This window comes from Staphylococcus sp. HMSC062H10 (assembly GCF_001836945.1).
Lineage (GTDB): Bacteria > Bacillota > Bacilli > Staphylococcales > Staphylococcaceae > Staphylococcus > Staphylococcus aureus.
Map to the genome: position 1 here is coordinate 133,135 of NZ_KV830980.1, position 22,187 is coordinate 155,321.

Annotated in this window: 28 protein-coding genes and 1 pseudogene; 4 read left to right on the forward strand and 25 right to left on the reverse strand. The window is 33.2% G+C overall.

The features are described from left to right. The first annotated feature begins 12 nt into the window (after positions 1-12). Complete coding sequence (locus HMPREF2658_RS08155) at positions 13-1,077, forward strand: NAD(P)/FAD-dependent oxidoreductase (RefSeq protein WP_000794020.1); 1,065 nt, start codon at positions 13-15, stop codon at positions 1,075-1,077. A 59-nt stretch (positions 1,078-1,136) separates the two neighbouring features. Here the strand turns inward: HMPREF2658_RS08155 and HMPREF2658_RS08160 are convergent, their stop codons facing one another. Beyond that, positions 1,137-1,460, reverse strand: a complete 324-nt coding sequence (locus HMPREF2658_RS08160; protein WP_000401414.1) for a YuzD family protein — start codon at positions 1,458-1,460, stop codon at positions 1,137-1,139. A 100-nt stretch (positions 1,461-1,560) separates the two neighbouring features. Between HMPREF2658_RS08160 and HMPREF2658_RS08165 the strand changes: the two genes are divergently transcribed. Continuing rightward, positions 1,561-1,803: a NifU family protein gene (locus HMPREF2658_RS08165; protein ID WP_001141883.1), complete on the forward strand. Its 243-nt coding sequence runs from the start codon at positions 1,561-1,563 to the stop codon at positions 1,801-1,803. Between the two features lie 262 nt (positions 1,804-2,065). Here the strand turns inward: HMPREF2658_RS08165 and dltD are convergent, their stop codons facing one another. From dltD to HMPREF2658_RS08210, 9 genes are all read right to left on the reverse strand, one after another. After that, a complete protein-coding gene (gene dltD, locus HMPREF2658_RS08170; protein ID WP_054194541.1) occupies positions 2,066-3,241 on the reverse strand; it encodes a D-alanyl-lipoteichoic acid biosynthesis protein DltD in 1,176 nt (391 codons plus the stop codon). Next, entirely contained in the window at positions 3,238-3,474 is a 237-nt protein-coding gene (gene dltC, locus HMPREF2658_RS08175) for a D-alanine--poly(phosphoribitol) ligase subunit 2 (protein WP_000395692.1), read from the reverse strand. The genes dltD and dltC overlap by 4 nt, the downstream gene beginning before the upstream one ends. A 17-nt stretch (positions 3,475-3,491) precedes the next feature. Continuing rightward, positions 3,492-4,706 (reverse strand): PG:teichoic acid D-alanyltransferase DltB, encoded by a 1,215-nt coding sequence (dltB, locus tag HMPREF2658_RS08180; RefSeq protein ID WP_000613541.1) that lies wholly within the window; start codon positions 4,704-4,706, stop codon positions 3,492-3,494. Beyond that, complete coding sequence (gene dltA / locus HMPREF2658_RS08185; protein WP_000129643.1) at positions 4,703-6,160, reverse strand: D-alanine--poly(phosphoribitol) ligase subunit DltA; 1,458 nt, start codon at positions 6,158-6,160, stop codon at positions 4,703-4,705. Before dltA ends, dltB begins: the two co-directional genes overlap by 4 nt. Positions 6,161-6,175: 15 nt before the next feature. Further along, entirely contained in the window at positions 6,176-6,328 is a 153-nt protein-coding gene (locus HMPREF2658_RS08190; protein WP_000837752.1) for a teichoic acid D-Ala incorporation-associated protein DltX, read from the reverse strand. Positions 6,329-6,375: 47 nt separating this feature from the next. Then, entirely contained in the window at positions 6,376-6,486 is a 111-nt protein-coding gene (locus HMPREF2658_RS08195; RefSeq protein ID WP_001790652.1) for a hypothetical protein, read from the reverse strand. 254 nt (positions 6,487-6,740) lie between these two features. Next, a complete protein-coding gene (locus tag HMPREF2658_RS08200) occupies positions 6,741-7,700 on the reverse strand; it encodes a 2-hydroxyacid dehydrogenase (RefSeq protein ID WP_000239118.1) in 960 nt (319 codons plus the stop codon). Positions 7,701-7,732: 32 nt separating this feature from the next. After that, positions 7,733-8,512, reverse strand: coding sequence for a TIGR01457 family HAD-type hydrolase (locus tag HMPREF2658_RS08205; RefSeq protein WP_000816182.1), 780 nt, complete (start codon positions 8,510-8,512; stop codon positions 7,733-7,735). Next, positions 8,512-8,946 carry a DUF86 domain-containing protein gene (locus HMPREF2658_RS08210; RefSeq protein ID WP_000273986.1) on the reverse strand — a complete coding sequence of 145 codons (435 nt, stop codon included), beginning with the start codon at positions 8,944-8,946 and terminating at the stop codon, positions 8,512-8,514. Before HMPREF2658_RS08210 ends, HMPREF2658_RS08205 begins: the two co-directional genes overlap by 1 nt. Before the next feature lie 97 nt (positions 8,947-9,043). On the opposite strand from HMPREF2658_RS08210, the gene HMPREF2658_RS08215 reads away from it, so the two are divergent. Continuing rightward, complete coding sequence (locus tag HMPREF2658_RS08215; protein ID WP_000566643.1) at positions 9,044-9,310, forward strand: DUF3055 domain-containing protein; 267 nt, start codon at positions 9,044-9,046, stop codon at positions 9,308-9,310. Positions 9,311-9,388: 78 nt separating this feature from the next. Here HMPREF2658_RS08215 and HMPREF2658_RS08220 read toward each other — a convergent pair whose 3' ends face one another. The 7 genes from HMPREF2658_RS08220 to HMPREF2658_RS08255 form a co-directional block, all read right to left on the reverse strand. Beyond that, positions 9,389-9,772: a YutD family protein gene (locus HMPREF2658_RS08220; RefSeq protein ID WP_000598444.1), complete on the reverse strand. Its 384-nt coding sequence runs from the start codon at positions 9,770-9,772 to the stop codon at positions 9,389-9,391. 129 nt (positions 9,773-9,901) lie between these two features. Beyond that, complete coding sequence (lipA, locus tag HMPREF2658_RS08225) at positions 9,902-10,819, reverse strand: lipoyl synthase (protein WP_070854319.1); 918 nt, start codon at positions 10,817-10,819, stop codon at positions 9,902-9,904. 83 nt (positions 10,820-10,902) lie between these two features. Continuing rightward, on the reverse strand, positions 10,903-12,222 hold the full coding sequence (locus HMPREF2658_RS08230) for a bifunctional metallophosphatase/5'-nucleotidase (RefSeq protein ID WP_001241244.1): 1,320 nt from the start codon (positions 12,220-12,222) through the stop codon (positions 10,903-10,905). Positions 12,223-12,248: 26 nt separating this feature from the next. Beyond that, entirely contained in the window at positions 12,249-13,076 is an 828-nt protein-coding gene (locus HMPREF2658_RS08235; RefSeq protein ID WP_000927629.1) for a sulfite exporter TauE/SafE family protein, read from the reverse strand. A 12-nt stretch (positions 13,077-13,088) separates the two neighbouring features. After that, positions 13,089-13,937 carry a DUF72 domain-containing protein gene (locus HMPREF2658_RS08240; protein ID WP_000608123.1) on the reverse strand — a complete coding sequence of 283 codons (849 nt, stop codon included), beginning with the start codon at positions 13,935-13,937 and terminating at the stop codon, positions 13,089-13,091. 298 nt (positions 13,938-14,235) lie between these two features. Further along, complete coding sequence (locus tag HMPREF2658_RS08250) at positions 14,236-15,303, reverse strand: NAD(P)H-dependent flavin oxidoreductase (RefSeq protein WP_000267233.1); 1,068 nt, start codon at positions 15,301-15,303, stop codon at positions 14,236-14,238. A 13-nt stretch (positions 15,304-15,316) separates the two neighbouring features. After that, a complete protein-coding gene (locus HMPREF2658_RS08255; protein ID WP_000582326.1) occupies positions 15,317-16,357 on the reverse strand; it encodes a hemolysin family protein in 1,041 nt (346 codons plus the stop codon). Positions 16,358-16,721: 364 nt separating this feature from the next. Between HMPREF2658_RS08255 and HMPREF2658_RS08260 the strand changes: the two genes are divergently transcribed. Continuing rightward, on the forward strand, positions 16,722-17,036 hold the full coding sequence (locus tag HMPREF2658_RS08260; RefSeq protein ID WP_000274031.1) for a hypothetical protein: 315 nt from the start codon (positions 16,722-16,724) through the stop codon (positions 17,034-17,036). Between the two features lie 5 nt (positions 17,037-17,041). Here HMPREF2658_RS08260 and HMPREF2658_RS08265 read toward each other — a convergent pair. The 8 genes and pseudogenes from HMPREF2658_RS08265 to HMPREF2658_RS08300 all read right to left on the reverse strand — a co-directional run bounded on the left by HMPREF2658_RS08265 (position 17,042) and on the right by HMPREF2658_RS08300 (position 22,185). Further along, positions 17,042-17,181, reverse strand: a pseudogene (locus HMPREF2658_RS08265) (hypothetical protein). 682 nt (positions 17,182-17,863) lie between these two features. Continuing rightward, the gene (locus HMPREF2658_RS08270) at positions 17,864-18,049 is read right to left on the reverse strand and encodes a hypothetical protein (protein WP_001286805.1); all 186 of its coding nucleotides are present in this window, start codon (positions 18,047-18,049) and stop codon (positions 17,864-17,866) included. A gap of 1 nt (position 18,050) precedes the next feature. Continuing rightward, complete coding sequence (locus HMPREF2658_RS08275; RefSeq protein WP_000139425.1) at positions 18,051-18,161, reverse strand: hypothetical protein; 111 nt, start codon at positions 18,159-18,161, stop codon at positions 18,051-18,053. 70 nt (positions 18,162-18,231) lie between these two features. Further along, on the reverse strand, positions 18,232-18,384 hold the full coding sequence (locus tag HMPREF2658_RS08280; protein ID WP_001788502.1) for a hypothetical protein: 153 nt from the start codon (positions 18,382-18,384) through the stop codon (positions 18,232-18,234). Positions 18,385-18,626: 242 nt separating this feature from the next. Further along, positions 18,627-20,072, reverse strand: a complete 1,446-nt coding sequence (locus HMPREF2658_RS08285; RefSeq protein WP_070854322.1) for an SH3 domain-containing protein — start codon at positions 20,070-20,072, stop codon at positions 18,627-18,629. Continuing rightward, complete coding sequence (locus HMPREF2658_RS08290; protein ID WP_000354132.1) at positions 20,053-20,490, reverse strand: phage holin; 438 nt, start codon at positions 20,488-20,490, stop codon at positions 20,053-20,055. The genes HMPREF2658_RS08285 and HMPREF2658_RS08290 overlap by 20 nt, the downstream gene beginning before the upstream one ends. A gap of 56 nt (positions 20,491-20,546) precedes the next feature. Continuing rightward, complete coding sequence (locus tag HMPREF2658_RS08295) at positions 20,547-20,942, reverse strand: hypothetical protein (protein ID WP_000398878.1); 396 nt, start codon at positions 20,940-20,942, stop codon at positions 20,547-20,549. A gap of 4 nt (positions 20,943-20,946) precedes the next feature. Then, a complete protein-coding gene (locus HMPREF2658_RS08300; protein WP_070854325.1) occupies positions 20,947-22,185 on the reverse strand; it encodes a BppU family phage baseplate upper protein in 1,239 nt (412 codons plus the stop codon). Between the last annotated feature and the right edge of the window lie 2 nt (positions 22,186-22,187).

Genomic DNA, 22,187 nt, shown 5'->3' on the forward strand with positions numbered 1-22,187 from the left:
GGGTACTTCATTATGAAAAACTTAGTTTTGTTAGGCGGCGGATATGGTAATATGCGTATCATGTCACGCATTTTAACTACATCTTTACCACAAGATTATACAGTCACATTAGTTGATCGTATGCCATTTCATGGATTGAAACCAGAATTTTATGCTTTAGCTGCGGGCACGAAATCAGATAAAGATGTTCGCATGAAATTCCCTAATCATCCACAAGTGAATACGGTTTATGGTGAAATTAACGACATAGATTTAGATGCTCAAATTGTCTCAGTCGGTAATTCTAAAATTGATTATGATGAGCTAATCATTGGTTTAGGATGTGAAGATAAATATCATAACGTTCCAGGAGCCGAAGAATATACACATAGTATTCAAACACTCTCAAAGGCTCGGGATACTTTCCATAGTATTAGTGAACTACCAGAAGGTGCTAAAGTTGGTATCGTTGGTGCTGGATTAAGTGGCATAGAACTTGCCAGCGAATTAAGAGAAAGTAGATCAGACTTGGAAATATATCTTTATGACCGTGGGCCGCGAATTTTAAGAAATTTTCCTGAAAAATTAAGTAAGTATGTTGCGAAATGGTTCGCCAAAAATAATGTTACCGTTGTTCCAAATTCAAATATTAATAAAGTTGAACCTGGTAAAATATATAACTGTGATGAACCTAAAGATATTGATTTAGTTGTATGGACAGCAGGAATTCAACCTGTTGAAGTTGTTCGTAACTTGCCGATTGATATAAATAGTAATGGACGCGTGATAGTTAACCAGTATCATCAAGTACCAACATATCGTAACGTCTATGTAGTTGGTGATTGTGCTGATTTACCACATGCGCCAAGTGCTCAGTTAGCCGAAGTTCAAGGTGATCAAATTGCCGATGTGCTTAAAAAGCAATGGCTAAATGAACCATTACCTGACAAAATGCCGGAACTAAAGGTACAAGGTATCGTTGGGTCATTAGGAGATAAACAAGGTTTTGCATATATCATGGATCGCACTGTAACAGGACGACTCGCTTCTATTTTAAAATCCGGCGTACTTTGGTTATATAAATATCATAATGGTTAAAAATTAAAAAGCAATGTCAGTTCACACTATTACTGACATTGCTTTTTATTATGTGTATATTATTCATTCACAAGCTTTTGGTCTATAAATCGAGTGATTTGCTTTGTTTGTATATAACCATCTGCTACATATTCATCGTTCATTGTAATTAATGGATAAAATAGTTCATCTTGTTCTATTCTTTCAATAAATTGTAAATCATGATCTGTTAAGTTGTCATTATCTTTTGTAATATCTATATACGTATATTTAAATGATATATTTGGGTATTTTCTTTTTAATAGTGGCTGTAGCCAGTCATAAATATCTTTCGATGTTGGCGCATTAACGCAACTTGCACATATAACATCTGCCCCATATACTACCACACTCACGTGCTCCATATATTTATCCCCCATTGGTTTGATAGATTTTTGTTACACTATCTATTATAATATACTAATAAAGATTATCAAATTCATCTCTCGAAAGGAGACTTGCCTGATGCCTACTGAAGATACAACGATGTTTGATCAAGTAGCAGAAGTTATTGAACGTCTTCGCCCATTTTTATTACGTGATGGTGGCGACTGCTCATTGATTGACGTGGAAGACGGTATTGTTAAATTACAATTACATGGTGCATGTGGTACATGCCCAAGTTCTACAATCACTCTTAAAGCTGGTATTGAGCGTGCATTACACGAAGAAGTGCCTGGTGTAATAGAAGTAGAACAAGTATTCTAATATAAAGATATTAAGTTAACAGAACATATTATGAATAACAACAAAGACAGGAATACTGAATTATTTATAATCAGTTATTACCTGTCTTTTTTCGCTGTCAAATTGGACTGATGGGAAAGTTATTTTATACTATTTATCTGATTAATTATTTTATTATAGCCACATATCCAAGCGCATATTACTATTCTATTCTATGAAATTTAAAATATAAAAATAGCACATACCCTCAATCAAAATCGTTGAGTTATGTGCTATTTGTATTTTAATTTTTAGGTTTATCTACTTCAGGTTGTGGTTCACCTTTCATATGTTTCGCAATTTGCTCATCCATATAAACCCAACCTTTCCAACCGATGTGTACGGCATCACTGATAACATATTTTTCATAATCTTTATCAGTCATATCGTAAATTTTACCACCATTATCTACAACAGTAGAATGGATTTTTTTATACACTGCTTGACGACGTTCTTTGTCGATGCCAATGTGGTCATACCATACACCGTTTGATGGAATACTTACATATTGAACATCTGCACCAGCAGCATGCATTGTTTTTACAAGTAATTCTAAATCTTGGAATTCTGGAGAATTAACATTGAATTCATAGTCACGTCTAACTTTACGCTTACTTTCTTGAATTAATTTCCAGTATTGATCTCTAATACCAAATTTATTCGATGTAGTATCAGCTTTACCAATTTCAACTGCTTTTTGTTTCATCTCATCCCAAGAAGCGTCTGGTTTTGTAGCAGGTTTAACATGTTCTAATGGAGATTTATCCATTGCAAACAATGATTTAATCGCTTCTATTTTAATCAATTGATTCTCTTTAAAACCAGAAATATAACTATCTTTAGTTTCTTTAGGGTTTTTAGCATAAGATTTCAAGTATTCTTTATTGTGTACATGTGGAAACTGTAATAAACGCTGTGCATAACGACGTTTTAATTCAGTAGACATGTTTTTCTGCTGGAACATTTGATTAATTTGAGTTTGAGACATACGAGCATCAAAGTTTTGATTCGTTAAACCATGGTTTGTAAACCATTGTGGTGAAATAATAAATGTTAATTTCTTACCTTTTAATTTATCATACTGTGATGCAAGTTCAACCGCGTTAATTAAGTCTGTAGAGCCACCAGCACCTAATAAGAATGCTTTTTTGTTGGCGTTATGCTTATTTAATGCAATTGCAGGATTAAATGGGTCATCTTTACCTAATTCACTAGAGCCGTATATAGGATAATACTTGTTTGATTCGTATAACTTATCTTGAATGAGTGTGCCTTTTAGTACTTGATCTGTCAATGAAGTTCTATTATCTTCTACAGTCTTTTCAGTTACTAAGCCTGTAAACCAACGTGCTGGTAATAATAGAAAGACAATGAATACCGCTCCACTAATTAAAATGGGTAAAAAAGGTTTTAATTTCATCGTAACTCTTCTAATGCTTCAACTATTTTATTTGGTGTTGCCCACTCATCTCTATCAAAGTCCATAATAGATACTTCGATATCAAGTTTATTTTGAATCTCTAATAATAATCCAACTGTTTGGAAAGAATCAATAATACCTTCTTCAAAAATTTCTACGTCTGGATTTTCTTTTACAATATCATTTTCTGCTACTTCTGCTAATAAATTTAATACTTGTTCTCTAAATTCCATAATTAAATTCTCCTTTATTATATAAGTTTACCTGAGAAGATTAAAAAGCCAAATGTTACAAAGTGGAATGTAATCACAATGCTAAGTGCTGTTGTGAAACCATTTTGCCAACGTGGCGGATGTTTCTTGCGCCAACGTTCATAATAGCCATAACCTATAAACAATGCTGCATGGTATAAACCATAAACAATGTAATACACTTCGATACCATGCCAAATTCCCATTATGAAGAAGTTGATTAAGAATGCCACGTTAGACATTGCAAATTGACTCTTCAATAATTTTTTACGAGACATGTAGAATAAAGATCTCATGTAAATACAATCTCTGAACCAGAATGATAATGTCATATGCCATCTATTCCAGAAATCTTTAATATTTTTCGCTTTGAAAGGTTTATCGAAGTTTGGTGGTGTTTTAATACCGAATAAATAACTAAATGCTATCGCAAATAAACTATAACCTGCAAAGTCAAAGAATAAATATAAGCTGTATGCGTACATATATAACCACAAATTGACAAAGCCATGTAAGTCTAATTGTAACGGCATGATTGCATATGTGTTAATAAAGTAAGCAACAATATATTTATACAAGAAACCAAGCATAATCATGTGAATTGCTTTTAATACTAATTCACGGTATTCATTGCCTGTTGGTACTTTTTTATCGTCTTTAACGAAACGTTTGTAACGATCGATTGGTCCAGATGAAATCGTTGGGAAGAATGAAATAAATTGAATTAATTTCCATACTTTAATTTCTTTGATAGAACCATCACGAATTTCCATAATTAACTGCACACTTTTGAATGTAACATAAGAAATTCCTAAGAAACCAACAAACTCAATTAATTTACTTTCATGGAAGTGAATCTGATGTCCACCTAACCATGTACTTTGTAACACTTTCACAAGTGCTAATGGCAATATTGATAAAACCATTACAGTTACAAATTTTGAAAATGAATTATTTTTTGGTTTTGAATGATAATAAAACATTATCAATAAAACTTGCCATACGACGTAAATAATAAAACTAATTAATTGAACACTTAAATACTTTTGGTCAAACAGATTATGTTTATCAGAAGAAAAGATTAACACAATCATAAATGCTGTAACTACGCCATTATAAATGTAACTTCGCTTACCTAAAAATCCAAGTATAATGACTGGTAATAATGCAATTAAAGCAATTAAGAAGAATGTAAAATCACCATATGGAATCATCCGTTAATTACCTCTGCAATTTTCTTTCTGTCAATTTTACCATTTGAAGTCAATGGCAATTGTTCCATCCATTCAAACTTTCTAGGAATCATATACTCTGGTAAGCGTGATTTCAAGTCATTTTTAATATTTTTAGTCATTTCTGCATTGTCCGTAACTTCAGTCGTTGGCACAATTGCACCAATTAAATGAATAACTTTATCATTTTTATATACAGGTACAACAATCGCTTCTTTTACGAACTCAGACTGGCGTAATTGTGTTTCAATTTCTTCTAATTCCATTCTGTAGCCATTCAATTTGATTTGGAAATCAATACGACCTTGAATGAACCATTGACCATTTTCAAACTTCGCTTTATCACCAGTGTGATAAGTACGAATACCGTCATCGAAATTAAATACTTCAGCTGTTTTTTGGTCATTTTTTAAGTATCCTAAACTTACACTTTGACCTTCGATAACAAGTTCACCTTCATCTGTAGTAGATAATCTTGCGCCTGGTCTTTCAACACCAACAGGTAATGTCGGATATTGATCTAATATTTCTTGTGTAATTTGAATACTTGTAACTGCTACCGTAGCTTCAGTTGGACCATATGTGTTGTAAATCGTCGCATTTGGGAAACGGCTTACTAACGCTTTTGCTGCTCTGTGAGGTAGAATTTCACCACAGAAGAAGAATTCGTTAAGACTACCATACTGTTCTTCATTAAGCGTTGGTAATAATAAACACATTTCCATAAATGATGGTGTTGATACCCAAATGTTAATCGGTGTTGCTGTTAGCATTTCATTTAATAATTTAGGTTTATTAATCATGTTTTTATCTACAAGATTTAATGTACCGCCTGATGCTAAACATGGATAAATAGCCATTACAGATAAATCAAATGAAAATGGTGCTTGGTTAAGCCATTGTTGTTCATTTCCTGATTTATTAAGTTCTAACATCCACTCAGTAAATTGAACTAAACTTGCATATTCAATTTGAACACCTTTAGGTTCCCCAGTAGAACCAGATGTAAAGATTGTGTATACTGTGTCGTTATCTTTAATCTGACTATCAAAAATTACTGGGTCTTGAGATGTTTTAATATCTTCTATTGTAAATACTTCGCCTGCTAAACTTTCAAATGATTCATCAGTCGTATTAAATACAAACTCTGGTTGAACCTTGTTAATAATCATTTTAATACGGTCTTCAGGAATTGAAGTGTCTACAGGTACATATCCACATCCTGCTTTAATGGCACCAATCATCCCAACAATCATATATGGTGACATGTGACCGAATAAAATCATCGGTTTCTTACTACCTTGTAATCGATGTGCTAATTTACTAGACTCATCCATTAACTGTTGATAAGTTAATTCATCAGTTGTGTGTCTAACAGCAATGCTTTGTGGATTTGCATCCGCAAACGCTTGCAGCTTGTTAATAATATCTGTCATATTAAGTCTCCCTCATTAGAACTCATTATAAATGAAGTTATTGTGTGTGTCGCCACTGCCATAAATTAAATATAAAGTAATAAATATTGCCAAATACAATAGTGTTAATAAATATGGTTTGAATGCTTCAACATATTTATTAGGTGGCTGTTTACTTTTAGATTTCATATTGCACCTCTTAAAGTTCTTAGTAAAAACGTCTTTATAAAGACCGTTCAATATAAAATACGTTTTAAAATTTGTTTTTTACAATTCATTATATCGATATTCATAATGAAATTCAATTTTAATTTTATAGATTCAACATAGTAATTGGTTGTCATCACTCAATTATTTTAAATGATACACTTTGTTGAGAACATCATTCATTTTAAAGGTTATTTAAACAATAAACAATTACAGTCTATATAACAATTTTGTTATATACGTCAAAATCAAATAAACTCATCACATTAATATGACGAGTTTATAATGTTATGGAATTATCATCAGCGCAAATATATACATTCGCAAGTCAAACATAACCAATTTTACAATTGCTTTGCTTGTTTTACCAATGATTAAAAAACCATACTTATTTTCAATTTACTGGAGTATGTGGTACCTGATTTGTCATAACCGCTTCTATATTATTAATACATAATTGAATCATATTGTCCCGTGTTGTTACTGATGCGCTACCAATGTGTGGTGTAATCAGAACATTATCACGTCCCATTAATGGATGTGTATGATCAATTGGTTCATTTGCTAATACATCTAAACCACATGCTAAAATTTCTTTATTGTCTAGTGCATCGATTAATGCTGTTTCATCTACAATTTGCCCTCTACCGATATTAATGAAAATTGCATCATTTTTCATTTGTTCAAATACTTCAGCATTAAATTTATGATGTGTTTCTTTTGTAAGTGGCGCTGTACAGATGATAAAATCACTTTCTGCTAACAACGTTTCAAAAGAAACATATGTTGCATTAAAGTCCGCCTCTGCATCATTATGTCTTGATCGATTATGATAAAGAATTTTAGTATTAAACCCTTGCAACCTTCTTGCAAAAGCTTTACCAATATCTCCCATACCATATATTCCAATAGTTGAATTGAAGACATCTTTACCTGATAATAAATAAGGACCCCAGCTTTGCCATGCATCTGCTTCTACATATTTTTCAGCTTCTACAATACGGCGTGCTGTAGCAAGCATTAATGTAAATCCTAATTCTGCAGTTGTTTCAGTAAGTACATTTGGTGTATTCGTAACAACCACGTTGTTCGCTGTTGCACTTTCAACATCGATGTTGTCATACCCTACAGCCATATTCGCAATTACTTTTAAATTTGGTGATTGTGCTAAAATTTCTGCATCGATCTGTTCACTTAATGTGATAAAACAAGCATCTGCGTCACGAAGTGCTGTCACAAATTGATCTTTAGGCATAGGCACTAATGATTTTTGCCACATAATAACGTCACCAAGTTTACTTAATTGTTGATAAAATTTATCCGGAATTTTCCTCGAAACAACTATTTTTACCAAATCAATTCACCTACTTTATAAAATGACTATATCTATTTTTCTAATTCAGCTATTGCTTCATTTAAATCTTTAAAAGAATACGTTGGTGGCACATTTTTATTTTGCACATCTTCTAACGTAGATACACCTGTTTGTACATGAATCGTATCCATACCTACGTTAATACCAGACATAATATCGGTATCGTACAAATCGCCTACCATAGCAACTTCGGATTTATCTAATCCTAAAATTTCTAATGCTTTAACCATAATGATCGGTTCTGGTTTACCAATAAATTGTGGCGATACGCCTGTCGATACACTTACAACACTTGTAATAGCACCATTCCCTGGTAAAAATCCTCGTTCTTTTGGAATTGACACATCTGGATTTGTAGAAATAAATGTTGCTCCATTTCTTACACCTAACGTTGCAATCGCAAGCTTTTCATATGTAACTTGTTCGTCAAGTCCAATAACTACATAATCAACATGCTCGTCATTTTTAATGACAAGTCCCGCTTCGGTTAACGCAGTATTTAAACCGCTCCCACCTAACATATATACTGATGCTCCTGGTGATTGTTCTGAAATATAATCAGCAGTGGCTAACGCTGACGTTACAACCTCTTCTGGTTTAGCATCAATGTGCATTTCACGTAATTTTTCAGTTACTTGCTCAGGTGTTTTCGTTGAATTATTAGTTACGTATAAATGAGGAATGCCTTTTACATTTAAATAATCGATGAATTGTTTTGCTCCATCAATCTCATCTGTTCCCATATACATTGTGCCATCTAAATCGATTAAATACGCTTTATACTGTTTCATTATTGATTTTCTCCTTTACCAAAAGCTGTTACTGGTACATTTTCTTGATGTAAAAATGTCGTTACTTCTGTAATAAATTGTTTGTAATAAGGTAATGCGTCATCAAACATTGGCATGATAACCTTAATATCTAAGACTGTGTAATCATATGTAAATTGTTTACGAATATCGACAGTTTTATTAATCGCCTGCTGTGTTTCTTTAGTAATAACATTTTCTAGTTCTAATATATCAATCACATCTTTATAATTACCAGGATCCCTTAAAATAAATGCATCGATAATCATATTCCCTATATCTACCGATGATTCTATCAACATTTGAGCAATACGTTCAAATGCATAATGATTGTGCTTACTCTCATAATAATCATCAGTTAATGCTTGTAAATAGGCTAATTTCTGAGTTAGTTTATCTTTGTCTACAAAATACATTCCTTGTCACCTCTCGCTTATATATTATCATAATTTTGCAGTATACTTCATTTGTCGTTATACTAACTTTACTACTTTTAAAAGGAGTCGCTACAAAATGATTGATATGTATTTATATGATGACAACGAAGAGAGTCAAGTTCAGTTTGTTGGTTTTGTTGGCGAGCATGGTCGATATGATTTAATGTTAGTCCATACAAATAGACATTATGGTAAGACACTCGTACTTAATATGCAAACAAATAAATTCGGTATTATCGGTACTGATGATTTAAAAGAAGAAGGCTATATCGCTCATATTTTAGGTGTAAATGCTGAAGAAGGCGATGAAATTACTGAGTATTTAAATGAAGTCATTCATTAAAGATAAAAACCCCTAACTAGATTACAGGTCCATGCTTGAATTGCATGATTCCCATTTTCAATCTAGCTAAGGGTTTTATTAATGTTCAGTATCTTGAATGGTTGGCTTAATCTTCACATCTTGAAGTTTATTGTCGTCATCTATCACATCAGACGGATGAACTTCTTCGATTAACTTTTTAACCTCTTGTTTAGACAAATGTCTTAATACAAAGTAAGGACAACCAAAGTTACAATATTCAAATATGTAATCTTGAATATTTGAAAAACGTTTACTCATCTCTGCTTTTTTATTAGAATCTTTGTAAAAACCTTTTAATCGTAATTGATCGTAACCATAGTCACCAACAATGTAATCATATTTATCTAAAATATCTGAATACCTAGCAATAAATTGTTCTTCATTAAAACATTCGCGATAATTTTCTATTAATTCAAAGTAATGTTGATCTACTTTTATCAAATTCTTCACCTATCTATGACAATGAAAGGCTCAGTTTATACTTTTAGTGTTTCATAAAAATAATGATTACTTCTATGACACGTTCGTTTTGTACAAACTAAGCCTTTATGCCTTATTAATGGTTAAATATTAACTATTTAACTGTGCCTCACCTTGGCGTTGCTTTTCTTTAGCAGCTTCATTTACTTGCTCATCCGCATGATAAGAACTACGTACTAAAGGTCCAGCTTGGCAATGTTTAAACCCTTTATCCATTGCCACTTTTCTTAATTTACCAAACTCTAAAGGCGTGTAATATTTTTGAACCTTTAAATGTTTACGTGAAGGTTGTAAATATTGACCAATCGTTAAAATATCTACATCATTCGCACGTAAATCATCCATCGTTTCATAAATTTCTTCTATAGTTTCACCTAATCCAACCATAATACTTGATTTAGTTGGGATATCCGGTTGTAATTCTTTTGAACGACGTAAAAACTCTAATGTTCTGTCGTATGTCGCACGCGCACGAACTCTCGGTGTTAATCGACGAACAGTTTCAATATTATGGTTTAAAATGTCAGGTCTTGAAGCCATTAATGTTTCTAACGCATCATAGTCCCCGCCCATATCTGATGGTAAAATTTCAATCGTTGTAAATGGATTTCTTTCTCTAACTTTACGTACTGTCTCAGCATAAACATTTGAACCAGCATCTCTTAAATCATCACGCGCAACAGCAGTGATAACAACGTGTTTCAAGTTCATTAATTCAACTGATTCAGCTACACGTTCAGGCTCATTTAAATCAAGTTCATTAGGTAAACCTGTCTTAACCGCACAAAAACGACAAGCTCTTGTACATACGGCACCTAAAATCATAAATGTCGCTGTACGACGTGCACCCCAACATTCATGTATATTAGGACATTTAGCTTCTTCACATACAGTATTAAGTTTTTTTTCCCTCATCATCTTCTTAAGTCCTGTATAGTTTTCGTTGGTATTTAATTTTATTTTCAACCAATCCGGTTTACGTAATATTTCCTCGTTTTTTGTCGCCATAACAACACATACCCTCCTGTTAAGTGTATCTTTAAACATTATATCGAAATTCATGACAAATGAAAATCCAATAATCTTACTTTTTAATATTCCAATAATTTTTCTTTAAATATATCTCTTAAAAACTCTGGCATTAAATACTCTTTTGGTAATTCTTTCAATGTTGGGAAATAACGACCGAACGTATACATATCTATCGTACCTAGTACATATTCTTTGTCGTCTTCGATTTCTTCTCCATTCAGATAGTAACGCCCTGTAGAATGAATGTACCCTAAATTATAAAGAATATATCCTCCAAATATATTCCCTCTGAAACCCAAACCTTGTGCATGTTCATACATATATTCTTGCTTATTACTTTTAGCTATAATCTCTTTTAATTTCACACCAGAAAGTCTAACCCTTACCATATTAATCGGATGCGGTAACATTTGATGAATGTCATATTCTGTCACTTCATCTTTTACAATATCTTTAACGAGTAAGCCAGCATTGATGATGGCACATTGTGCATGTGTATACTCACAAACACTTTGAGCTAATAAGTATGCAGCTTCAGTTATGTGGTTCATACTACGCTTAAGCACTACTGGATGTTGAATTACCGGATTAGACATTAGCGTTTTTCCTTCTTCTTCAAATGAAGTTTTAACTTCAGGTAATGTTTCTAAAGGAATAATCTTTGCAGTTTTATGTACTACTTTATGTGCCTCAAAAGTTAAATTAACCTCTCCAAGATAATTACCATACTTTCCAGCTGCCGCCATCAGTACACCATTATTAATTTCACCATGTTCAAAATAATGATGCGTATGACTACCAAAAATGACATCAATTTCAGGCAATTCTTGGCATAATGTTTCATCGAAGAAAATGCCACAATGACTTAGCACGATTAATACATCAAATTTACCTCGTTGAAGTTCAATTTCTTCTTTTATAGAATCAAGTGGATCGGTAACAATCCAATCTAGTGCACGATAAAATGGGGTAAAAGGTGCTGTCGCTGCAACGAATAGTATTTTCACACCGTCTATATCCTTAATATAAGAAGAAACGATATTATTTGGTAAATGACCTGATTCATCTATAACATTGCTACATGTCACTATAAATTTTGCTTCGTCGTAAAGGTGATTTAAAGCTTCATGTGAAATGGTCATCCCTTCATTATTACCGATGGTTGCAACATCACATTTTGCTTCATTTAGTAATGCCACATTCTTTTTACCTAAAGTTGCTTCAGTTATAGGTGCGGATAAATCTACATGATCACCTAGATCAACATATAAAGAAGGATGATTAAGTCGTGGCCGTTGTTCTGCCATATATACTTTAATGCGTTCGTATTCATGTAAATGACTATGAATATCGTTAGTATGATAAATTGTAAGCCTCAAATTGACGTCCTCCTTTTTAAGTTGTATTAAATCAACGCACGAATAATTAAATATATACCCATTAACAACATTACTGTTCTCAATAATGTTACTACCGTATCTGACTTAATTGACTGATTCACTTTGACACCGATTTTCGCACCAAAATAACTAGAAATAATTAAAATGATTGCATAACCCCATGCTACGTGCCCTTGAGCAATATGCCCTATAGAACTCATGACACTTGAAAAGAAAATCATCATCATACTTGTTCCAACAGCTACATGAGGTGGAAATCTAAATACAATAAGCATTAGTGGCGTCATTAGTGCGCCACCTCCAATACCAAATAAACCTGTCAAAATACCAATTAAAAATGTAGTAACAAAAGCGAATAAAGGCGGCACACTATAATGATATGTTTTACCTTTAGCGTCTACATAAGTTTTTTCATATTTTGGTTTATCAAATATTTTAAACGGTTTAATCTTATTTCTTATCATTAATAAAATGGCTACGAAAATTAAAAAGATACCAAAATATAAATTAAATGACTCAAATGTTAAATATCTACTAATGAAGGACCCAAGCAATGAACCTGGTAATAGTCCAAATAAAAAGATGGAACCATTTTTAATATCAACTTGTTTTGTTTTTAGATATCCAAGCGATGAAGAAAGTCCAGTCACAATTAGAATGACTGAAGACGTCCCTATCGCTACTTGTGTTGTAATATTATGTAGTAATCCATGTTCAACACCGAGGTAAACCATTGTTGGAACGATAATAATACCGCCTCCAATGCCTACGATTGATCCGATGATTGCTGACAAACCACCGATTAGAACTAATAATGTAATTGTTAATAACATAGTCGTCGCCTCTTAAAATAATTTTAATTGTTGTGGTGCTAACCCTTCATATTCTATATTCAATAATCGCTGATATGTTTTGGCATTATTAGCTGCATGACCACCAGAATTATTGTTAAATATGACGTAAACTTTCTTAGCTTTTTGTGCTAATATTTGTGCCTTTTGTGCCAAGTCTATCAATTCTTGCTCATTATAATCATATAAATAGCGTACATCTCGCCATTCTTGATCTGACATATCTTTCTTAGTCCAACCGTAATGATTACGTCCATGATAACGTACAAACGCAATTTCATTTGTGATTCGATTGACTAAAGGTACACTGCCATCTTTCACTTGTGGTTCATCAACTACTGCATGAATGATTTGATGTTCTGTTAAAAATGCCAATGTTTGTTCTTTAAATGCATCACTAAACCATGATTGATGCCTAAATTCTACACACATTGGAAATGCTTGTAATTGCTGTCTTACATACAAAATATATTTGATATTTTGTGCATTGCAGTCAAACCATGGCGGAAATTGAACCAATACCATTGCTAACCTTTTCTGTGTATGTAAGGGCTCTAACATATTCTTAAATTGATCAAATAGTTCTTGCCTTGTATCTGCAAATGATTTGTAGTCTGCATGCAATGTGAGTGCTTGATGAATTTTGACCACAAATTCAAATGTATCAGGCGTTTCTTTTATCCATTTCAATATATTTCTTTCCGGTTGTATCGCATAGTATGTCGCATCTAATTCGACAACCGGAAAATGTCCAGCATATGTTTTAAGTTTATCGGTTTGGCGTTCTAAATCTTCATATAATGAATAGTGATCACCCCAACCTGTTAATCCGATGTTTATCATATATATCACCAATGTCATCATACCATATAACTTTTATTATAATCATTTCAGTGAACTTTAGTTTGATGTTTTCGTTTGACTATAATCATTTCAGTGAACTTTAGCTTGATGTTTTCGTTTGACTATAATCATTTCAGCGAACTTTAGCTTGATGTTTTCGTTTAATCATAATCATTTTAGCGAACTTTAGCTCGATAATTTCGTTTAATTAGATTGGTAAAATAGAAACGCAATCCACGAAATGACAAGCGCTAAAATAAAGTTTGGGGGTGCTTGTGCTTTTGTGGATTGCGGTCGATTATTTATATTGCATGATTTGATTAATTTGATTGATTATATTGGACATGATGGTGTTGGCGGGATGCGTTGTTGCTAGTCGCGGGCTTTGTCCACTCCACATATGTGTTAACTCTTTGTCGCCGATGTTTGCTGCGGCTTTTCTTATGCTACTTGTTAGCTCATTTTGTATTGGATAATCTGGGATGTCGCCTTCGTATTGGGACATTTCTTCGATAAACCTATTGTTGATACCGCGTGCAAGCTTTCCACTAAACGCTTTTGTAACGACAGTATCTGTTTCTTTACTATTTATAATTGCGTCTCGCAGTAGTTCTGATGCATTACTATCTTGTGATGTTAAAAATGCGGTGCCCATTTGTACCCCTTCTGCACCTAAGACAATACTTGCCAAAACTCCTCTACCGTCCATAATTCCACCAGCGGCAATGACCGGAATTGAAACGACATCTACAATTTGTGGCACTAAAGATATTGTTCCAACCATAGGTAATTGATTTTTAGGTTTTAAAAATGAACCACGATGTCCACCTGCTTCACTACCTTGAGCAACGATAGCATCTATACCCGCTTTTTCATTCGCAATAGCTTCATCAACACTCGTTGCTGTACCTATAAGCTTAATGTTTGCTTCTTTCAATCTTTTTATAATAGATTCATTTGGAATTCCAAAAGTAAAACAACATACAGGCACTTGCTTTTTAATTATCGTATCAATATGACACTTAAATTGTTGTTCTTCGGTAATTTTTACAACCGGCTCTTCTAAATGTAATGCACGTCGATAAGGTTTTAACCATGCATTCATATTTTCAATTTGACTACTGGTAAATGATTGTTGACTTGGTACAAAGACATTTACACCAAAAGAATTTGACGTTAATTGGCGTACATAATCTATTTCGTCTTCTAATTGCTGCGTATTAAAGTAACCTGCGCCTATTGTGCCTAATCCACCACTGTTACTTACTGATGCAACTAATTTCGGTGTCGTACTTCCTGCCATACCTGCTTGTATAATTGGATATTCAATACTTAACATTTGAGTAAGTCGATTCTTATTCCACATAGCTGTTCGCTCCTTATATAGATACGTTGCGATTTTTCCGTTGTTGAAATTGAATTTGCTGTTGAGAAAGTTTTTCTTTTTCCTTTTTATCCATCTCATCTTCAATTTCCATACCTAATAATTCTTCAATTAAGTCTTCATGTGACACTATCGCTTCAGTACCACCAAATTCGTCCAACACAATTGCTAAATGTTTTCTAGAAATAGTCATCTTACGTAATACCCATTCAGCTTTATTGTGTTCATTCACAAATAATGGCTTAGCTGAATAGTTTGTAATTTGATCTTCTTTTTTATTACTCCAAGCCAACAAATATTTAGAATGAAACACCCCAATAATGTTATCAATATCTCCCTCGTACACTGGATATCTAGTGTATGGCTTATTCATAACCGTTTCATAAACTTCTTCGTATGTCGCATTTGAAGCAAATGCCGTCACATTAATTCTAGGTGTTGTATCAACATCTTTTACTTTTAAATTTTCAAAATTAATGACACCTTCCAACCTACTCGTCTCAATTTCATTTAAAGCGCCTTCATGTCCAGCAATTGCTAACATTGTTTTAAATTCTTCTTTTGAAAATTGATGTTCTTGAGGTTGTCCCTTAGATAAACTTCGATTAATACTGTCCGTCAACTTATTTAAAAGTAATGTGATAGGACGGAACACAATTACACAAATATTAATAATTGGATATACAAGCCTTGTTATTTTATCTGGAAATGTTGCAGCGACAGACTTGGGAATCACTTCGGAAATCAAAATGATAACAACTGTTAACACAGCTGATGCAATACCAACGCTAATCCCCCAACGTAAAGCCATAATTGTAACTAGTGTTGGTAATAAAATATTCGCGACATTATTCCCAATTAGAATCGTTGTAATAAACTCACTTGGTTTTTCAAGCAACTTTACAATGCCTTTTGCTTTTTTATCACCTTTGTCAGCTTCAGTTTTAAATTTTGTTTTATTGGCAGCCGTTAATGCTGTCTCGCTTCCTGAAAAGAAAAACGAAATAAATATCAATATAATTATGGCAATGATCACGCGTGTAGTCTCCTTATTGTCATATCTTATTTTTATTGTAGTTACTTAATTCCCGACGTTCTCGTTTAATAAACCAGTTAAAATTCATTATATATAATAGACTTAATAATGATAATTAATATGCATTTTTAATCATAGTTACTTTAATGCATTCATTAGTAAAATGATGCTATAGTTCGACCTGATTGTTACGAATAAATTTACATAATGAAAAATTTCAACAAATTCAGTTTATGACATAGTTATAATAATTTGAAACCGTTATAATTTTAGCAACAAGTTTCTCATAAATTTATTCTAATTATCTTTTAAATATCTTTAGACAAGTACTTGTTTATATTCAAATATAGAAAGAAGGATTAACATGTATTTTGTTTTAGCAATATTTACAATCATTAGTGCCAGTGTAAGTTTAGGTTATTCAATTCAAGCATGTGCATCTAGCCATAATATAAATGCATATTATGCACTTAGTCGAAGCTTACCTTTATTTTTATTAGCTATTTTTTCTTTAGTCATTCATAGTGCTATATTTTTGATAACTATATCCATTGCAATGATTTTAGTTCAATTTTTAGATGCGATTGTTGGTTATAAAAGTAAAGATGGCTTTAAAACTTACGGTCCATTAGCAACATCTGTAGTGAACTTAATATTATTAATAGTTTTCTTATTTTAACTTACTTATACATTGAAACTTAATCGAACTATTATCGAATCATCTTTAAAAAATATTTGGTGTAGTTTTCAATTAATTTAATAAAGACCAGCACTCTAATGCCACAATCATGTTGTATTTGTGTTGTCGCTTTATCCTCCACCAATGATTATTTTTTACACCAATCAAAAAATCGGACTGATATAAATAAGTACAAAGCTTATCTATCAATCCGATTTAGTTATAAAACAAAAAAGCCACAGTAATGTGGCTTTTTGTTATATTCAGTATCAAAATGGTATCAATAACCGTTTTCGACAGTTAAGAATAGCTTAACAACGTAGTTTAAAGCTATCCAATACTACCTTCCATTTCGATTGAAAAAACTAATTTTTAAGGACTTTTTTTATAGAAACATTGATTTAATGCGATTTAAAATGAAGTTATTTCTCTCGAAATTTTGAGGTTATTATTTTTTGGTATCAAAAATGGTATCATTTGTAGTTATTTTAGCTTCACATATTAAAATAACCACACTCCTAAATTAATAGGTGGTGTGGTCTGATCATTTATAATATAACATAAAAAACAACCACCCAGTAACTAGTATGGGTGGTTAAGATGTGCCTTTAGCACTTAATAAAACCGATAATATGCTTTATTATGTCGCAAATATTTCAGCGACTTGTTATGCACCACCACACAAACTTACTCCCATCCAGGAACACAGAGCTTTGTCGCTCGTCAGCAACGTCATATGAATTCTCAGTTCATGTTGTGGTGACACTTTAAACGGTCTGTGCCAGTAGCGACCGAGTCATTTCAAGAATGACCATTTCACATTTATATTATAACACTTGTCGTGCGTAACTGTATAGTTTTTCAGTTGTATTTAAAGTTAAGTTATCTACTTCGCGCTTTCCTTGCCTTAATTGTGAAATTACATATTGCGCTACGCCAGTTTGTTTGTGAATTTGGTAACCTGTTATATCACTTTTGATCAATTCAATTATTTTTAATTTATAATCACTCATATTATCTACGTCCATTCTTTTTATCTAAACAATAAAAATGTGTTTTTCTCCCGATAAATAATAACAATGGTAGGCTTAATAAAAACAATAATAAATACATTTGTTCTGTCATAATTGAAAACCTCCAAATAATATTATATTATATAAGTGTAAGGAGGAGCCATCAGGCTCCAAGCATAATGTTAATCTTTGTTGTTTGGCTTTCGGTCTAGGTAGCCGAGATGCCATTCTCTAAGTTGTTTTAACACTTCTGGAATTATCAGTACTGCCAATACTTGATGTTCTAGAAGTGTTTTTATTATGTCTAGCATGAGGCTTTTCACCTCCTTACACATAATTTGTAAGTCATCAACTAACCTACAAATATAATTATACTAAACAATTGTTTATTAAGCAAGTGTTTTTTTAAATTTGCATAAAAAATAGGCAAGTACCGTAGTACCTGCCTGTTATCTACATTTAAATCTTGAGAGAAATGTTAAAAAGTTCTAGTAAAATAATAGCACATTTTATCTTTAAATGTAAATAGAAAGCAGGTATGTAACGCACCTGCTCAAATAGACATGACTATGTCATTCTAACTGATTTCTCCCCATAAGTCACCTAATATCTGATTAGGTGGGGCAGAACCATTCCATGTTCTAATAGGCAAGTAATAACGTTGCCCCTCCCATGTATATCCTACCCAAACATGACCATCTTGTAACATCACTTCTGTATAATCACAATATCCACCAGGTTGGAATTGGTAAGCTACCGGGCATGATAAGAATGGTCCTATTTTTCTTACAGTGATTGGTTGATTACCGTTTGTGAATCTAGCACTTTCTTCCATGTAGTAAGTACCATATTTATTACGTTTCCATGCACTCGCAACTGGTTTAACTGTATTACTTGAAGCGCTTGACTCATTAGAGACAGTGGCAACTGGTATCTTACCGTCCATATACACTCTAATTTGCTTGATAAAGTAGTCTTTAAGTTGTAATTGTTTATCTTCCGGCAATAGGCCACGAGTTACTGGGTCAAAACCAGTGTGCAATACTGAGCTTCTGTGTGGGCATGATGTTGAAGTGAATTCGTTGTGTAATCTGATTGTATTTCTGTTTGCTGGTAATCCCCATTTTTTCAACAATCTAGCGCATTCTTGGAAAGTCGCCTGTTCATTTTTTAAAAACGTCGCATTATCCGCTCCCATTGATTGACACACTTCAATACCGTAATAATATTTATTGCCTAATTGGTTAGCAGTATGCCAACCTACTTGCGATTCATCTAAAGCTTGCCACACTGTGTTACCTGATACATAACTATGCGCAATACCCGCTTCTAATCTTGATAAAGGTGCGTTAACTAATCCGTTTCGATACGCTTCTGCTGTTGCCCCTTTGCTTCCTGCGTCGTTATGAATAACTATACCCTTAGGATTACCACCACGTTTAGGAAGGTCATAACCTTTAACCACATCTTTGATAGTTTTAAGTTCTACCGCTTTAGGTTGTGGCTTAGCTGTTTCCTTTTTAGATGCTTGCGTAGGAGATTGTATTGATCGTGGAGCTGTTTCGCTTTTGAAGTTAGGACGGATAAACCACATAGGGAAATCGTAAGCATGTTGTCGTCTTGTAACTTTTTCCCAACCCCAGCCGGGTTGTTCGATTCTGTCAGTCCAGCCACCGCCTAGCCAATTCTGCTCATATACAATGATATAATCTAAAGTTGCTTCAATTACCCATGCTACGTGTCCGTATCCTGCACCGTAATTGCTACCGAATACAACCATGTCGCCGGTTTGTGCCAAAAAGTCCGGTGTATTTTGGTATACAGTAGCTAGTCCATCGAAATTGTTTGCAAATGGTATATCTTTTGCACCTAAACCTTTCAGAAGTAATCCAAACAAAACTTTCCAACCAGCATTGGCATAATCAAAGCATTGAAATCCATACCATAAGTCCACATTGAATTGTTTTCCCTCAGAAGTTTTCAACCACTCTATAAAATCTTTTTTAGTTAATTTTGCTTGCATTGTCGCCACCTCCATGATGATACTCATTCACATCAAAGCCAACATCGTTAGAGGCGTCTGTGAAAGGTTGTGATGTATCATATTCTTTTGGTGCTTTCGTGCTTAATTCCGGCGTTAAACTGCTATCTTGTGATGATTTCCACGTAACTTGTTGTTCTTCTTTATTGCTATCTCTAGGCGCTTGATATGTCTGTGCTATAGATGAATCTGAGACGCCTTTTGACGTTGGGTCAGTAATAACGCCAATACCTGTAAGTAACGTGAGGATAGCGCCTATAATTGCGCTAGCTTGATTTAATTGAGTAGATAAATCTAATCCGAATAAATCCGTGACTTGCTTGATAAATAACAACAATGCTCCAACTAAACCAGTTAGTACTGCTTTGTTTTTGAATCTCAATTTCCAGTTAATATCCATTTGTTTGCTCCTTTTATCCAAAATAAAAAAACGACTAAAAAATTAGTCGTTTAAAATTATTCAATGGTCAATGTCGGAGATCCTGAATAAACATCACTTATAGTGACATACAACATCCCTGAAGGATTACTAAAGTTGATATTTTTACTTGCAACTCCGCTATTGACTCCTGATATTCCTAAATCACTTGAACCTAAATTAGTTTGCGAAACCCTCATTATACCGCTACGTACATTTTCTATTGTCACCTGATAACTTTTATTAGGTTCAACTCCGTTTATTGTCCATTTTGCTGTTGATTCTTCTATGCTATCCGGATATTTATTTTTAGGTAAGGGTTTTATTACAAAAGATGAAGGCTTTTTCCATACTTGGATATTTCCAGCATATACTTTTGTATATTCTTCGCCTTCGTAAATAAGCTTCTTTACATTTTTAAAATTACCTTCCATAAAATCACCCCTTAATTAAGTAAAGTGTATTAGGGTCTTTTTGATACAAATAATTATATTCTGTTTCACTGCCTGTCCAAATATTCAGTGACGGCTGCGAAGAACCGATAGGTTGATAAAGTTTATCTGCTTCCTCTTTTGTAAAAGCATTTGATGATAAAAGATAACGTTCATCATGACTGTGATTTATGTCTGATTTTTTTGATAAAGCATTTTCTAATCCTTCAATCTGTTTGATTGTATGACTATGATTTTTATCTGCATACAAACTGTTTAATGATTGCTTGAATCCCTCAAAATCTTCTGTACTAACTTTTGAGCCAATCTGTTGCAATACACTTTCTGAAATAGAGTTGTTTTGTATTGCTTCTGCTAATTCTCTTAATGTATTCATAGATTCAGGCGCGCTATCAACTAGTTCAGCAATTTTTGAATCCGTATACGTTTTAGAGTCGTTGAGAGTTGTATCTTTGATTTTTTCAACTTCTTGCAATTTATCTTCTAACCCTTCAATATTTGCGATATTGATTTTATCCAATAACTCAGGTTCTGCTTTGATATCTGTATCTTTACCATCAATTTGCCACATTTTAGTGTCAGGATTGATTGATACTACAGTACCGTTTTTACCGGGTGCGCCTTGTTCTCCTTTTTTACCTGTCTCACCTTTTGCACCAGATTGTCCCGGTTCGCCTTTATCACCTTTCGCACCTTTAAATCTACTTTCATTCTTTTCGATGTAAGAAATAACATCTTTATCTATTTTCTCTTTAAAGTCTTTGCTCAATAAATCTGTCGCGTTATCTTTTAAGATTCTCGTAATAGCATTATCTACCAATTTAACATCGATTTCTTTTGCTACAGCAGATTCAATGCCACTATCAACGATATTGAAAGAAAAGTTCGCGACATGTATTTTTTCTTCTTCTTTCTCTAAAAACAGCTTACAACGAACATAACCAGCGTGTTTGATAACCTTTTTAGGTATCTTGTAGGTAAGGAACCCTTTTACAACATCGTCGATAATAAGGGGCTCATTTTTGAATATAGAGCCATCTTCCATAAATAAATGTAATCTAGGTGTTAAGCCATGTGCTTTTAGATCGATACGACCTTGTTTGTCATTGATACCTATTCTTATAGATGCTGTATTTTCATCTTCAGTGTAAAATCGACAGCCAATGTCACCTAAGTCAACACCATCATTTTTTATTCTCGTTTCAACATCTTTTATTTTGTACATTT